Source organism: Polaribacter haliotis (assembly GCF_014784055.1).
Taxonomy (GTDB): domain Bacteria; phylum Bacteroidota; class Bacteroidia; order Flavobacteriales; family Flavobacteriaceae; genus Polaribacter; species Polaribacter haliotis.
Map to the genome: position 1 here is coordinate 204,001 of NZ_CP061813.1, position 15,007 is coordinate 219,007.

At 30.1% G+C, this 15,007-nt stretch carries 13 protein-coding genes; 7 read left to right on the top strand and 6 right to left on the bottom strand.

Going from position 1 to position 15,007, the window contains the following annotated elements; translation table 11 throughout:
* Positions 1 to 21: 21 nt before the first annotated feature.
* Complete coding sequence (locus H9I45_RS00630; RefSeq protein ID WP_088355226.1) at positions 22 to 786, top strand: SDR family NAD(P)-dependent oxidoreductase; 765 nt, start codon at positions 22 to 24, stop codon at positions 784 to 786.
* A 52-nt stretch (positions 787 to 838) separates the two neighbouring features.
* Here the strand turns inward: H9I45_RS00630 and H9I45_RS00635 are convergent, their stop codons facing one another.
* Complete coding sequence (locus H9I45_RS00635; RefSeq protein WP_088355225.1) at positions 839 to 1,864, bottom strand: LacI family DNA-binding transcriptional regulator; 1,026 nt, start codon at positions 1,862 to 1,864, stop codon at positions 839 to 841.
* 152 nt (positions 1,865 to 2,016) lie between these two features.
* Here H9I45_RS00635 and H9I45_RS00640 point away from each other — a divergent pair, with 152 nt between their 5' ends.
* From H9I45_RS00640 to H9I45_RS00650, 3 genes are all read left to right on the top strand, one after another.
* Positions 2,017 to 3,063 (top strand): sugar kinase, encoded by a 1,047-nt coding sequence (locus H9I45_RS00640; protein WP_088355224.1) that lies wholly within the window; start codon positions 2,017 to 2,019, stop codon positions 3,061 to 3,063.
* Positions 3,064 to 3,148: 85 nt separating this feature from the next.
* Complete coding sequence (locus H9I45_RS00645) at positions 3,149 to 3,814, top strand: bifunctional 4-hydroxy-2-oxoglutarate aldolase/2-dehydro-3-deoxy-phosphogluconate aldolase (protein ID WP_088355223.1); 666 nt, start codon at positions 3,149 to 3,151, stop codon at positions 3,812 to 3,814.
* Between the two features lie 99 nt (positions 3,815 to 3,913).
* Positions 3,914 to 4,759: a DMT family transporter gene (locus H9I45_RS00650; protein ID WP_228454996.1), complete on the top strand. Its 846-nt coding sequence runs from the start codon at positions 3,914 to 3,916 to the stop codon at positions 4,757 to 4,759.
* A gap of 72 nt (positions 4,760 to 4,831) precedes the next feature.
* Here the strand turns inward: H9I45_RS00650 and H9I45_RS00655 are convergent, their stop codons facing one another.
* The 4 genes from H9I45_RS00655 to H9I45_RS00670 form a co-directional block, all read right to left on the bottom strand.
* Complete coding sequence (locus H9I45_RS00655; RefSeq protein WP_176397603.1) at positions 4,832 to 4,999, bottom strand: hypothetical protein; 168 nt, start codon at positions 4,997 to 4,999, stop codon at positions 4,832 to 4,834.
* Positions 5,000 to 5,027: 28 nt separating this feature from the next.
* Positions 5,028 to 7,538: a DUF8693 domain-containing protein gene (locus tag H9I45_RS00660; RefSeq protein WP_140422781.1), complete on the bottom strand. Its 2,511-nt coding sequence runs from the start codon at positions 7,536 to 7,538 to the stop codon at positions 5,028 to 5,030.
* Between the two features lie 293 nt (positions 7,539 to 7,831).
* On the bottom strand, positions 7,832 to 8,197 hold the full coding sequence (locus H9I45_RS00665) for a YchJ family protein (RefSeq protein WP_088355221.1): 366 nt from the start codon (positions 8,195 to 8,197) through the stop codon (positions 7,832 to 7,834).
* 2 nt (positions 8,198 to 8,199) lie between these two features.
* Positions 8,200 to 8,559, bottom strand: a complete 360-nt coding sequence (locus H9I45_RS00670; protein WP_088355220.1) for a hypothetical protein — start codon at positions 8,557 to 8,559, stop codon at positions 8,200 to 8,202.
* Between the two features lie 125 nt (positions 8,560 to 8,684).
* On the opposite strand from H9I45_RS00670, the gene H9I45_RS00675 reads away from it, so the two are divergent.
* Genes H9I45_RS00675 through H9I45_RS00685 form a run of 3 tightly spaced genes read left to right on the top strand, consistent with a single transcriptional unit; the run spans position 8,685 to position 12,844 of the window.
* Entirely contained in the window at positions 8,685 to 9,164 is a 480-nt protein-coding gene (locus H9I45_RS00675) for a T9SS type A sorting domain-containing protein (protein WP_088355219.1), read from the top strand.
* A gap of 4 nt (positions 9,165 to 9,168) precedes the next feature.
* Positions 9,169 to 11,166 carry a tail fiber protein gene (locus tag H9I45_RS16460; RefSeq protein WP_191141237.1) on the top strand — a complete coding sequence of 666 codons (1,998 nt, stop codon included), beginning with the start codon at positions 9,169 to 9,171 and terminating at the stop codon, positions 11,164 to 11,166.
* Positions 11,159 to 12,844 carry a S8 family serine peptidase gene (locus tag H9I45_RS00685; protein WP_176397598.1) on the top strand — a complete coding sequence of 562 codons (1,686 nt, stop codon included), beginning with the start codon at positions 11,159 to 11,161 and terminating at the stop codon, positions 12,842 to 12,844. Before H9I45_RS16460 ends, H9I45_RS00685 begins: the two co-directional genes overlap by 8 nt.
* Before the next feature lie 557 nt (positions 12,845 to 13,401).
* Here the strand turns inward: H9I45_RS00685 and H9I45_RS00690 are convergent.
* The gene (locus H9I45_RS00690) at positions 13,402 to 14,985 is read right to left on the bottom strand and encodes a T9SS type A sorting domain-containing protein (protein WP_088355093.1); all 1,584 of its coding nucleotides are present in this window, start codon (positions 14,983 to 14,985) and stop codon (positions 13,402 to 13,404) included.
* Positions 14,986 to 15,007 lie beyond the last annotated feature (22 nt).

Genomic DNA, 15,007 nt, shown 5'->3' on the forward strand with positions numbered 1-15,007 from the left:
AAAAGAATTAAATAAATAAATATGAGTAAATCAGAAGGTAGAGTAGCAGTAATAACAGGAGCTACTGGAGGAATAGGTTTTGAAGTAGCTAGAAGATTAGGAAATGACGGTTTTACAGTTATTCTTAATGGTATAGATGATGAAGCTGGAGCAGAAAGAATTAAAGAATTAACTGCGGCAGGTATTTCTGCAGAATACTATGGATTTGATGTTACAGACGAAAATGCAGTAACTTCAAATATCAATACAATTGGAGAAAAATATGGTAAAATAGATGTGCTTGTAAATAATGCAGGTGGTTTAGGAGGAAGATCTCGTTTTGAAGAAATGACAACTGAATTTTATAAGTTTGTAATGGCTTTAAATCTAGATTCTACTTTTTATGCTTCAAGAGCAGCAATTCCTTTCTTAAAGAAAAGTGATTATGCTTCAATAATTAATTATACATCTAATGCAGGATGGAATGCAGGTGGACCAGGAGCAGGAATCTATGGTACATCTAAAGCAGGAGTCCATGCAATTACAAGAGCTTTAGCAAAAGATTTAGCAGAATATGGAATTAGAGTAAACGCAGTTTCTCCAGGAACAATTGACACTCCTTTTCATGCACAAATTAAAGCTACTAAACCAGAAGTTTTTGCTTCTTGGGCAAATAATATTATGTTAGGTAGATTAGGAAACCCAGAAGATGTAGCAGGTGTTGTATCTTTCTTAGCTGGTAAAGATTCTGCTTTCTTAACAGCAGAAACTATCCAAGTTGGTGGTGGACAAGCATTAGGAATCTAACAAGATTTTTTTTTGAATTGATTAAACCTCTCTAAATTTATTTAGGGAGGTTTTATTTTTTATTGGAAGAATCTCTAACAATTAACTCAGCATTAAGAATAATTTTATTCAAGCTTTGTTCGATTGTTTCATTATCAACATATTTTAAAAAGGTTTTTGCTGCTTGTTTTCCAATTTCTTCACTATGTTGGTTTACACTTGTAATTGTTGGAGAAACCATATCTGTAAAAGGTTCGTTACCAAAACCAACTAAAGCAATTTCATTTGGAATAGAAATGTTTTGTTCTTTTAAAACTTGTAATGCACCCAAAGCAGCATAATCTCCTGCTACGTATATTGCATCTGGTTTTTTCTTCAATTTTAATAATTGAAGCATTTTTTCTCTTCCATCTTCAATCGTTAAACCACTTTCTGTAAGAAGTTCAGCATCCAAAGGTAAATTATACTTTTTTAGTGCATCTACATAACCACGAATTCTATTATTATAAATTCTTGTACGTTTATAACCTCCTATATGTGCAATTCTTTTACAACCTTTTTCAAATAAATGCTTAACTATTAGGTGACTACTATTATAATCGTCTATACCAATATAATCTACATTTAAATCGTTTTCACCTCTGTCAAATAAAATCAATGGAATTCCTTTCGATTTTACTTTTTCATAAGAACTTAAATCTACAGTTTCATTTGCCATAGACGCAATAATTCCATCAACCTGTGTAAATAATAAGGCATTTATATTATCACATTCTTTTTTATATGATTCGTTCGATTGCGTAATAATAATATTATAACCTTCTTTATTTAAGACTTCTTCAATATTTTGAATTACCGATGAAAAAAAATTACTATTAGTCCTTGGAACAATAACACCAACCAATTTAGATTTTCCACTTCTTAAAGCACTAGCTAAATAATTTGGTTGATAATTTAAGTTTTTAGCAACTTGTCTAACTGCTTTTTTTGTTTTTTCACTTATCCTAGAATCATTGTGTAACGCTTTAGAAACTGCTGCTGCAGAAATATTTAAAACATTTGCAATATCTTTTATGGTAGTTTTCTTTTTAATAGTCAATTTTTTTATATATTTGCTTAATCGTTTAAGCAAATATAGTGCGCTTAAGTTTATAATCAAAATTAATACTAAAATATGGATTTTGATTTTATTTTGACAATCTGCTTAAACGTTTAACCAAAATAAAATATTATATTAAAATAAGAATTAAAATGGCAAAAGTAGTAACATTTGGAGAGATCATGTTAAGATTGGCTCCTCAAGGATTTTTAAGATTTTCACAAGCAAATAATTTTGATGCTATTTATGGTGGTGGAGAATCTAATGTAGCAGTTTCTTTAGCAAACTATGGAGTAGATGTAGATTTCGTAACACGTTTACCAAAAAATGATATTGGTGCTTGTGCAATGATGGAAATGCGTAAAAGAGGTGTTGGTGTTGATAAAATTGTATATGGAGGAGATCGTTTAGGAATTTATTTTTTAGAAACAGGAGCAGTTTCTAGAGGTTCTAAAGTAGTTTATGATAGAGCGCATTCTGCAATTGCAGAAATAGAATCTGGTATGATAGATTGGGATGTAGTTTTTGATGGTTGTGAATGGTTTCATTGGACTGGAATTACACCTGCAATCTCGCAAGGAGCTGCAGATGTATGTTTAGAAGCTGTTAAAGCTGCTAGTGCAAAAGGAATTACGATTTCTACAGATTTAAACTATAGAGCAAAACTTTGGAATTTCTGTGACGATGCTCATAGAGAATCTATAATGACAGAATTAACTTCTTACTGTGATATCGTTTTAGGAAATGAAGAAGATGCAGAAATGCATTTCGGAATTAAGCCAGATGGAGCAGCAGTACAAACTGCAGGACACGATGTAAAAGCAGAAGCTTTTTTATCTGTTTGTAAGCAAATGACAGAAAAATTTCCGAGAGCTAAAAAAGTAATTACAACTTTAAGAGGTTCTATATCTGCTTCTCATAATACTTGGGCAGGAGTTTTATATGATGGTAAAACAATGTTACAAACACGTCAATACCAAATTACAGATATCGTAGATAGAGTAGGTGGAGGAGATTCTTTCATGGGAGGTTTAATCTACGGATTATTAAAATACCCAGAAGACGACCAAAATGCATTAGACTTTGCAGTTGCAGCATCTTGTTTAAAACACACAATTAAAGGTGATGCAAACTTGGTAACAGTTGCAGAAGTAGAAAAGTTAATGGGAGGAGATGCATCTGGAAGAGTTGCTCGTTAAAAATAGAATAGTATAATTATTTGAATTTAATTGAGCTTTTGGTATTTTATTGAAGGCTCAATTTTATTAATTTAAAACATAAATTATGGCACAATTTTCAAGATTAGAAGTTGCACAAGTTATGAAAGATACAGGAATGGTTCCTTTGTTTTTTCATAACGATATAGAAGTAAGTAAAAAAGTTTTAAAAGCTTGTTACGATGGTGGAGCTCGTTTAATGGAGTTTACTGCAAGAGGAGATTTTGCACACCAAGTTTTTGGAGAATTAACAAAATATGCAATTAAAGAATTACCAGGAATGGTAATGGGAGTAGGTTCTGTAACAGATGCAGCAGCAGCTTCATTATATATGGCTTTAGGAGCAAATTTTATTGTAACTCCAGTTTTAAGAGAAGACATTGCAATTGCATGTAATCGTAAAAAAGTTTTATGGTCTCCTGGTTGTGGAACTTTAACTGAAATTGCTAGAGCAGAAGAATTAGGTTGCGAAATAGTAAAATTATTTCCTGGTGATATTTATGGTCCTCAATTTGTAAAAGGAATTAAAGGCCCACAACCTTGGACGAGTATTATGCCAACTGGTGGTGTTTCTCCAACAAGAGAAAATTTAGAAGGTTGGTTTAACGCTGGTGTAACTTGTGTTGGAATGGGATCTAAATTAATGGCTAAAAATGCTGATGGTAGTTTCGATTACGCTACAATAGAAAGTAGAACAAAAGGAGCTTTAGATATTATTAAGTCTTTAAGATAAGAACTATCTTTATCTTCAAAATATTTAAACCCTTCAATTAATATTGAAGGGTTCTTTACTTTTTTATAAACCAATTTTGTACGTTTAAAATAACATAAGATGAAATACAATAAAGCAATATTTTACATGATTTATAGTGTAATTGCATTTTCTTTAATGAATGCAGTTGTTAAGTATTTAACCTCTTTTAATGTATATCAAATTGTGTTTTTTAGATCTGTTGGAACTTTGGCTTTTACAATTCCGTTGATTTTAAAATATAAAATTCCAATTCTTGGAACACATAAAAAGTTATTATTTATAAGAGGTCTTATTGGAGTTATTTCTTTAACTTGTTTTTTTGAATCGTTAAATTATTTGGCAGTAGGTACAGCTGTTTCTTTAAGATATACATCTCCAATATTTGCAGCTATTTTCTCTTTAATTTTCTTAAAAGAAACCATTAAACCCATACAATGGTTGCTATTTCTTTTAGCGTTTGTAGGAGTTTTAATTATAAAAGGATTTGGAATTGATGTAAATACAATTGGACTTTTATTAGTAATTACCTCCGCAATTTTTTTAGGTTTAATCTTTGTAGTAATTAGAAAAATTGGAGATAAAGAACATCCACTTGTAATTATTAATTATTTTATGGTTATGGCATTTGTTTTTGGAGGAATTATGTCTATTAATTATTGGAAAAACCCCACTATAATTGAATGGTTATTGCTATCTAGTTTAGGTGTTTTCGGTTATATTGGGCAGTTGTATATGACGAAAGCATTTCAGTTACATGAAACAAATGTTATAGCTCCACTAAAATATTTAGAAGTTATTTTTATGATTATAATTGGGGCAACTTGGTTTGGAGAAATCTATAATCTATGGACTTTACTCGGAATATTTCTAATTTTATTAGGCTTGGTATATAATATTTATTTGAAAAGTAAAAAGAACATTTAAATTAGTTTTAAAAAAAATCCCAACTTATATAGAGCTGGGATTTTTTGTTTAAATAAACCTTTTATTTTTATATTAAAAACCAGCTCCAGGAGCTTCAGGACTTGATGCCTGAGCTTTCTGTGGATTTAGAATCATATAAGTTCCCAATGCAGTTAATGCTGCATATTTTCCATAATTACCAATCTTTTTTAGAGCGTCTTTACGAGTAATTTCTTGGGTGTTTTTTATGTTTTTCTTCATAATGTTATTTCTTTAAGATTATCGTAAGTTATTCTAAGATTATTTTTTTGTTTAATCTTCCTTTTTCTGTATTTAATTGAACAATATAAACTCCTTTTGCTAATTTTGGAAGGTTAATGTCCATATTACTATCAGATTTAAAACTAGAGGACATTACTTGTTTTCCTAATATATTAAACATAGAGATTGATACTTCACCTTGTTGTAAACCTGTAATTGTTAAGTTTTCGTTATTTCTCTTGTAAATATTTACACCTTCAAAAGCTATATTTTCTGTTGAAAGAACTGTAGCAGTTGTTGTGTGAATAAAAAATCTACCAACTCCATTTATACTTGAGTCTAAAGTAAAAGTGTAGTCTTCATCGTTTAAATTAGTAAAAATCTTTTTTTCTCTATCCTCTATGAATACGTTAAGATTGTTAGGTAAATTTAATGCAGTTGCAGAAAAAGTAATTTCTTTATTTGCACTAGCTTTAACTCCAACTGGTATTACCATGGTTTCTATTCCAGAAATTGGTAAAGCTTGTTTCATAAAATTAACCCCTTCATTATCACTAACTAATTGAGTAAAAACATTAAGTGCTGATTCTTTACCTGTAAATGTACCAACGTCAAAACTTGGATCTAATCCTTTAGTTTTATCATCTAAATAATTAACATCTGTAGATTCTGTTTTTGTTCCGTCAGTAATATATAATTTAATTGAAGTAGTGCCAGTATTAGAAGATTTATAAAATGTAACAGGAGTTTGATAACTTAATTTACTAGCGTCAATTATAAAATTATCTGCATCAGAATTTGCCGCATTTACAAAGAAACCTTGTCCTGGATGAATATAATCTGTAGTTGCCAACACATCGTATCCAGCTCCACCAGATTTATTATTATCCCAAACATAGACATTTTTATGTGTAGCAGTTAAGCTTGTAGTATTACTTGCAATTAAATCGCTAACAAGAATATAAGAAGAATATGGATTACCTTTTAAATTCCAATTATTTGTACTTTGTGTAATTGAACTCATTAAGTTATCTGTTTTTATTGCTCCTGTAAATTTAATATAAGAGTTAGACATTGCATCTCTTTTAATAGAATATCCTTGTCCAGTTGCAAACGTACCAGAATTTGCAGCATCTGTTGCATAGATCCAATCTCCATCTGCATCTACGCCATTTGTATAAGTAGCAATTGCAACATTTGTACCTGTTCCTGTTGTATCATCAATATCGTTAGTACTAATCCAACTTCCATCATACATAGCCCCAACTACTGGACTAGATAATAGATGCCAATTAGTATCATTAGCTTCAACTCTATAAGTTACTTCACCAGTAAAAGAATTAAAAACTCTTAAAGAACCTCCAGATTCAATATATAATTCAGATGCTGGATCTACAGTTACAGTATACCCAACTGCATCTTTATTTGAATTTATTTTTGGTGTACTTGCTGTACCTGAAGGAATTGAGACGTCTGTAGATATATCTGGAACAATATTAGTACTCCAATTGCCTTTAGTATTCCAACTAGTACTGCTACTACCATTCCATACATTTGTAGGTTCGACTGGGTTTAGCTCTCCAATATAGATGTCTGAAAAGACAAAATCTTTAAAATAATCTGGTGCAACTTTAGAAAGAGTCCCAGAAAACACCCAGTTAGGGGCTACTGAACCACTGGCATTACCTGCAGCTGCCCAACCTCTTAAACCATGATCTGTTCTTGTGCCTTGTCTCATCATATATGATATGTTAGAATTACCCTGATTAACAATTACTGCACTTGTAGTTATTTTAAAATCTGTTGGATTGTCGTCATAAGATCTTGCAAAAACAGTTTGTCCATAACCATATTCACCTGTTTCTGACCCTAAAACAGGATCATCATAATCTAAATAAGAAACGGAATCATATAAAACCCATTTAGTTGTGTGGTCTCCTGTAGCATCAATAATACCATCATTATCAGAATCAATATCTAAATTTTTTGGATTTTCAGTTGCTGAAATTAACATATATGTTGCACTACCATCTGTAAGGTTTCCATCATACCCAATATTTGGAGTTGTAGATGCTACTGCATCACTATCATTACTTGTTACATCAAAACCAGCTTCACCAATTAAATTAATTGTTAAAACTGTTGAATTTGATGCTGCTAATTGTGTTGCATAAGGATTTGTTGTATCTGTATCTGCTACGTCCACATCGTTATAATTTGCAACTAAAGATAGAATACCATTTGAACCAAAAGTTACATTACCCGGATCATAAGCATCAAAAAGAATTGCTTCTTTAACTTTCCCCATGTCTGTTTTCCCACTTTCACCATCTCCCTCTACCATTATAAGGTATAAATTGGCAGGTACAGTTGCATTTGCAGTACCTCTTATTTCGTATAGCTCATTAGTTAAATCGCTTGTGTTTGGACTTGGAATCATTGTGTTTAAATAATACCCTGTGCCTGTAGGAATATTATCGAATTGAGAATATCCTATAATAGAGGATAATAATGTTAATAAAAGTAAAGTTTTTTTCATATTAGAAAGAATTAAATTAATATAATAATTTGGTTTACCAAATTGGTTTGTCAAACTGGTTAACCAAATATATTTTTCAAATATATTTTTTATTTAATTAAAATCAAAGCATTTAACTAATAAATGTATGTTATTTTACCTTTAATATGTTTTAATTTAACAGCAGTAGTTGTTATTTATTAGTTTTAAAGTCGAAATGAAGAGAATAATGTAAAAATTGACTTGGTAGATTTTTTATGTAAATGAATTTATAAGCGTAAAATTCATTTTATTAAATCTGATAAAAAGGTAGTTTATTTGGCATACAAATAAACCCAATGATTGTTTTCTTTACAAAAAAAAGAGTTTTCTTGAATACTTTCTAAGTTACCTTTCTCAATAAAAAAAGCATTAAAACGAACAGTGTTTTCAGTGGAATTTAAGAATTCTAATTTAACCCAATCTACAGATTTTGTCCACTTTTCTAATTCTTTATATTTATGTTTAGAAAGTCTAGTAGAACTATGATGACTTTTAGAGAGGTATTTTATATCAGCTAAAACAAAAGCACTGTACCTAGAACGCATTAATTGTTCTGCAGAAATAACATTTTTTATATTATTGTGGGCTATCTCACAACAATCTTTATATAGATTTTCTGGGTTACAAGGACAATTCATAATTAATTTAAAAGTGTTGTTTCTTCTTTAATTCGAAAACACCTTTCTTCACCTAGAAAAAGCGGGTTTCCATATTTTTCTGACCAAAAACCATCTAAAATATCTCTAGAAATACATCTGTAAACCACTACACCTTTATAGATGGTGTTTTCATCTCCTTGATAATTAAAGTTAATAACTAAAATATTATCCTTAAAAAAGCCAGTTCCAAATTGTTGTTGATTTTTGTTTATCAACCATTTAGCAACAATTCTATTATTGTTATCTAGAGATAAATTAAGAGTTCCTTTATAAGATTTTTCCTCCTCATTTTGATTACTTCCAATAATGGAAAATGTGCCAACTAAATCTTTAATTTTCATTTCGTTTATAAATTTAAGGTGATTTTATTGAAATTTCAGGTATAAATACCTGTTTTTTTATATAAAATAAAACTTAAATTTGTTTTAAATTAATTATTTTATAATTCATTTAAAAACAAAAGTTTATGAATAAAAAAACTACATTAATCTTCTTTTTTTTATTGACAAATACATTACTTGTTTTTTGTCAAAATTCAATAAACACTTCTAGTGGAAATGTAAAAACAAACAATGGCTCTTTCACTTATAGTGTTGGTCAGATATTTAACAATCAGTATTCTTCTACAAAAGGAAGTATTTCTTTTGGCGTACAAAATGCTTACGAAATATACACAACATTAGGTTTACTAAATACAGATATCAATTTAAAAATGGCTGTTTATCCTAATCCCATAGTTAATAATTTAAATCTTTCAATTAAAAATTATATAACTAAAGATTTAACTTTTGTTATATATGATATTCTTGGAAAAAAACAAATCGCAAATAAAATATTAGCCGAACAAACTATTATTAATGTAAAAAAACTACCAAACACAATATACTTCTTAAAAATAATAAAAAATAACAAACCTATAAAGATTTTTAAAATTATTAAAAAATAATATTATGAGAAAAGTATTTACACTACTGCTGTTAACTTTAAGTTTGAATTTAACTGCACAATCACCTCAAAAAATAAATTATCAAGCTGTTGTTAGAAATGCTAATAATGAACTTGTAAAAGAAAAAACCATAGGAATACAAGTAAGTATTTTAGAAGATTCTGCTAACGGAATTATTGCATATCAAGAATTACACACTGTTGCAACAAATATAAATGGTTTAGTTAATTTAGAAATTGGAATGGGATCTATCGTTTCTGGTGATTTTTCTACAATTAATTGGGGAGAAAAAAAAACATTTATAAAAACAGAAATAGATTTAGATGGCGGAACTTCTTACACTATTTCTGGTACAAGTGAGTTAGCAAGTGTGCCTTATGCTTTATATGCAAAAAATTCAGGAAGTTCTACTCCTGGTCCAAAAGGTGATGTTGGAGAAAAAGGCGATAAAGGAGAAACTGGAGCTACAGGATTAAAAGGTGATGTTGGAGAAAAAGGCGATAAAGGAGAAACTGGAGCTACAGGATTAAAAGGTGATGTTGGAGAAAAAGGTGATAAAGGAGAAACTGGAGCTACAGGATTAAAAGGTGATGTTGGAGAAAAAGGCGATAAAGGAGAAACTGGAGCTACAGGATTAAAAGGTGATGTTGGAGAAAAAGGTGATAAAGGAGAAACTGGAGCTGCAGGATTAAAAGGTGATGTTGGAGAAAAAGGTGATAAAGGAGAAACTGGAGCTACAGGATTAAAAGGTGATGTTGGAGAAAAAGGTGATAAAGGAGAAACTGGAGCTACAGGATTAAAAGGTGATGTTGGAGAAAAAGGTGATAAAGGAGAAACTGGAGCTACAGGATTAAAAGGTGATGTTGGAGAAAAAGGCGATAAAGGAGAAACTGGAGCTACAGGATTAAAAGGTGATGTTGGAGAAAAAGGTGATAAAGGAGAAACTGGAGCTACAGGATTAAAAGGTGATGTTGGAGAAAAAGGTGATAAAGGAGAAACTGGAGCTACAGGATTAAAAGGTGATGTTGGAGAAAAAGGCGATAAAGGCGAAACTGGAGCTACAGGATTAAAAGGTGATGTTGGAGAAAAAGGTGATAAGGGGGAAACTGGAGCTACAGGATTAAAAGGTGATGTTGGAGAAAAAGGTGATAAAGGAGAAACTGGAGCTACAGGATTAAAAGGTGATGTTGGAGAAAAAGGTGATAAAGGAGAAACTGGAGCTACAGGATTAAAAGGTGATGTTGGAGAAAAAGGTGATAAAGGAGAAACTGGAGCTACAGGATTAAAAGGTGATGTTGGAGAAAAAGGTGATAAAGGAGAAACTGGAGCTACAGGATTAAAAGGTGATGTTGGAGAAAAAGGCGATAAAGGAGAAACTGGAGCTACAGGATTAAAAGGTGATGTTGGAGAAAAAGGTGATAAAGGAGAAACTGGAGCTACAGGATTAAAAGGTGATGTTGGAGAAAAAGGTGATACTGGAGAAAAAGGAGATACAGGTGCAGATGGAACTGCAAGTTTTCCAACAGCAGTTGCTGGAAATTTAATTACTTATGATGGTACAAATTGGGTAGCCAAAACATTCTCAGCACGAGCTCAAAATACTGGTGGTAACCTTCCAATAAATATAAGAACCCCATATTTAGGTGTCAACTATATTATTGCATTGCAAGGAACTTTTCCCTCTAGAAGTTCTGCTTCACCTTTTATAGCAGAAATTATAATGTTTGCGGGAAACTTCGTACCTAGAGGATGGGCGTTTTGTGAAGGGCAACTTTTACCAATAAGTAGCAACACAGCCTTGTATTCTATAATTGGAACAATTTATGGTGGAGATGGAAGAACAACTATGGCACTGCCAGATTTAAGAGGTAGAACTCCTTTACAGCCTGGAAATGGACCTGGATTAACAAGTTTAAGATTAGGTCAAAAAGGAGGTGTAGAGTCTGTTACGTTAAATTCAACTACTTTACCAAGCCATAGCCATGCAATTGTTTTTGAATAAAAAAATATTAAAATTATATTTTTGTTTTATAACAATAATAGGTTCTAATTTAATATATTCTCAAAATTCCCATAAGTCAGATTTATGGGCTTTTGATATTTTAAATATTCCTGAAAACAAAACAAAAGGAAAAGATCTAACCCAAATTACAATTGCTGTAATAGATGATGGTTTTATGTTATCTCATAAATCTATTGCTTCTTTCTTGTATAAAAATACTTCAGAAGTAGAAAATAATTTTATAGATGATGATGGTAATGGTTATATAGATGATTTTATTGGTTGGGACATTGCAGATGATGACAGTAATGTAAATATTCCTGAAGGTAAAGAGGCTAATTATTATCATGGAACTTATGTAGCTAGTTTAATAACAAGAATAGCATCAATTCATTATGGTGCTTTAGCCAAAGATTATATTAAAATAATGCCCATAAAAGTTTTAGAAGACAATGCAAATAATACATATTTAAAAAAGGGTTATGATGGTGTAAAATATGCAATAGATAATGGTGCAGATATTATTTGTCTATCATGGAGTGGTGGTTTTCCTACAGAAAAACAAAAAACTCTTATGAAACAAGCGAAAGCGAAAGGTATTATTATAGTTTCTTCCGCGGGTAATTTTAATGAGCGCAAAGTTTTATATCCAGCAAACTTTAAAGAAGTAATTGCTGTTGCTGGAGTTGGTGTAGATTTAGAGAAGGGAAAATTTTCTAATTTTGGTGATAAAATATCAATATCTGCACCATCAGAATATGTAAAAGGTGCATACCCTGTTCAGAAAAATGCTTATATACATGATAATGGAACTTCCGCTTCTGCAGGCCTTGTAGCAGGTGTTATTGCTTTGTTGAAAAGTAAGAATCCATCTTTAAATAAAGAAGAAGTAGAAGCAATTATTAACAATTCTTCAAACTCAAATAGTACAGAGAAAAATAAATATTTAGGGCTATTAGGAAGTGGAATTATTGATGTTGAAAAGGCAATTTTATCTTTAAATGAGCCAAACAAATTTTTTAGTAGTAATAAAAACAGAGGAGCTATTTTGTATAATAAAAGAAACTCAGATAGTATTTATACTATAAAACCAGAAGGAGTTTTTAGTGGTTTCAATTTATCTTTAAGTTCAAAAGAAGTAAAAAAGAAGAAAAATAACTACTTTTCGATTTATTTAAAAGATACATTATGGAGAAATTTTAATTTAGAAAACATACCTAAGAAACTTTATATACCAGCTAATAGTTTTACTGTAAAAACAAAGGCAAAATTTAAAAAGAAAGATATATTTAAAATGTCTTTTTACAGTAAGTCTATAGACTCTACAAAGCTATATTGTAAGGAAATAACAAACTTATCAAAAAATGGAGAGGTTGTAAATAATGGAAGTCTAGAAAATAATTATGTAAATAATACTTCTTGTAGATGGGTTATTACTGCTCCAAAAAATAAAAGGATTAAATTTTTATTTAATAAAATGGATACAGAACCAAATGTAGATTTTGTTTACATTGCAGATGGAGAGTCTTTAGTGCAAGAGAATATATTTGCTAAATTTAGTGGCAACAATTTACCACCTGTAGTAAGTTCTAATTCTAATAAAGTGTTAGTTTGGTTTATTACAGACAAAAAAAACACAAAAAAAGGCTGGGAATTTAAGTATGAATTTGTTGATTAAAAACAACAAATTTCTATTAATAAATAAATTATAAAAACTCAGAATTATACAAGTTCTGGGTTTTTATTTAGCTATTTCCCGATACAATATGTAATTTTTATTTTAAACAAAGGGTTTAAGGCAGTTGAGGTGGAGTATAGGTGTAAGATTTTAACTTCTTTTAGTTGATTTTGGCAAATAAAAACAAATCAATTATAATTTTTCAAACTTACTTTCAATATTCTAAAAATATTATCACTTAAAAGCTTTGGATTTAAAACTTCTATAAAAATTCCAACTATTCAAAACTTGAGCTTTAATTTTAAATAGATGTTTTATACTTGATCAATTCTTCAATCTTTATTGGTAGATTATTTAACGAATAAGTTAAGTTTAAATTTCTTTTTTTATCACAAGTTTGTAATCGTTTTAGGGACCATCATTTCCAAAACAAGCTAAAAGCATATTTACGTAGTTTAATTCTACTTGTGTATATTTATCTTGGGAATAAAATATTTTTTTAAATATTCAACAGAATAAAGGATGAACAAAATGTTCACCCTTTTAGATAATTATAATTATTTCTTTACAAACTTTTTGATGTAAATTTTATCATCAACTTTAAGTTTTAAAAGGTAAACTCCTTTTGGTAAGTTTTTTACTTCTATTTTATTAGAGTTATTTAAATCTTTTTCAATAACTAATTTTCCTAAATAATTATAAACTTTCACAGACGTGTTTGATCTATTTTTAGGTAGTACCAAAGTTAAGTTTGCAGATACTGGATTAGGATATAAATTAAAATTACTGATTCCTATTTTAGTTTCAGTATTTAGAACATTTACCTTATTGGCTGTATTAGTAGCTGCTGGAAAATCATAATTGTTATAGGTAGAGAAAAATGTGCTTCCAAATTTGTTGGCAGCCAAACCAAATAACATAGATGAATAATCTACTCCTTGAATTTCGTTAGGTTTCCAAGTTGTTTCGTCCAAACTATATCTCCATAAAAGAGTTTCACCTGTTGGTAAATTGTATAAACCTCTTGTGCCAGATAGCATTTGAATTAAATCATTTTTCACAGTTGCATCTGTTGGTAAAAAGCCTGCAATAATATGAGGAGAAACTACTCTTGCTGGGTGATTATTTATGTCATCTGCATGATAACCAATAGTTGTATAAAATGTATTACCAATTGTTGTAGGAGAACTTCCAGCGCCTAATCCCCATTCATAACTGCTAATGTGACCTGTAGGGTAAGAACTTTGAATGTTTGTATAATATAGTTTATCTGCTGCCAAAGTATTAGACATGTAGGTTTTGTATAAAGTACTGTTATGTGCCCAAGGAACTAAATAAAAAGGAAACTGAATTACGAAATTTGAACGAAAACTATTTGTTGAGTTGTAATCTGATAATATTTGGTATCCCCAATAATTAGCATATGCAAAATTATTTAATTGAGTCCAAACATTCCAAGCAGTTGTTCCATTTCCTGGAGTGTTTCCTTCTGATTTTTTTGCTAAATAGGCTACAATCATATATTCATTAAATGGTTTAGCAGAAGAACCTTGCCCATTTCCTAATGCATTTTGCTCTAACCAAATAGAACCAGTTGTAGGATTGTCTATAGCAGAAACCCAATCTACAGATAAAAAAAGTTCATCAGCATAAGCAGCAATTTGTGTATTATTACTAAAATACTTCTTTGCAAATAAAGTACCTGTTGTTAATAATGCAGTGTCAATTGTGCTATATTCAGAATTCCAAGCTTGTGCACCTGAACTTATATCTAAAAAATGCCTATAATAACCTTTATTGTTTCTATCTGGAGTAAAACCTGTGGTATATCCTAAAATTGTTTTTAATGTTTCTATAACTTTTGTTTCTGCATCTGTAATATAACCTGCTTTGTCTGCAATACACAATGCAATAAGTCCAGTCCCTACATTTGCAGCAGAAATTGGATGGTAATCAGACCAGCCAGTTTTTATGATTTTTGCATCTCTATACATTCCATTTGATAACCTCATAGATTCGTATAGCGTATATGTGTTTTCTAATAATTGGTCAGTTGTAATTTGTGATTGTGAATTTTGATTTGATAATAAAAATTGTAGTATAACGATAATTAAAACTTTACTGTAGAATGATGTTTTCATAATTTTAATATTTAAGTTTAGT

Bases quoted from the DNA above. Each gene is read 5' to 3' on its own strand.
- H9I45_RS00630 (WP_088355226.1), top strand. From the start codon at position 22: ATGAGTAAATCAGAAGGTAGAGTAGCAGTAATAACAGGAGCTACTGGA.
- H9I45_RS00640 (WP_088355224.1), top strand. From the start codon at position 2,017: ATGGCAAAAGTAGTAACATTTGGAGAGATCATGTTAAGATTGGCTCCT.
- H9I45_RS00645 (WP_088355223.1), top strand. From the start codon at position 3,149: ATGGCACAATTTTCAAGATTAGAAGTTGCACAAGTTATGAAAGATACA.
- H9I45_RS00650 (WP_228454996.1), top strand. From the start codon at position 3,914: ATGAAATACAATAAAGCAATATTTTACATGATTTATAGTGTAATTGCA.
- H9I45_RS00655 (WP_176397603.1), bottom strand. From the start codon at position 4,999: ATGAAGAAAAACATAAAAAACACCCAAGAAATTACTCGTAAAGACGCT.
- H9I45_RS00660 (WP_140422781.1), bottom strand. From the start codon at position 7,538: ATGAAAAAAACTTTACTTTTATTAACATTATTATCCTCTATTATAGGA.
- H9I45_RS00665 (WP_088355221.1), bottom strand. From the start codon at position 8,197: ATGAATTGTCCTTGTAACCCAGAAAATCTATATAAAGATTGTTGTGAG.
- H9I45_RS00670 (WP_088355220.1), bottom strand. From the start codon at position 8,559: ATGAAAATTAAAGATTTAGTTGGCACATTTTCCATTATTGGAAGTAAT.
- H9I45_RS00675 (WP_088355219.1), top strand. From the start codon at position 8,685: ATGAATAAAAAAACTACATTAATCTTCTTTTTTTTATTGACAAATACA.
- H9I45_RS16460 (WP_191141237.1), top strand. From the start codon at position 9,169: ATGAGAAAAGTATTTACACTACTGCTGTTAACTTTAAGTTTGAATTTA.
- H9I45_RS00690 (WP_088355093.1), bottom strand. From the start codon at position 14,985: ATGAAAACATCATTCTACAGTAAAGTTTTAATTATCGTTATACTACAA.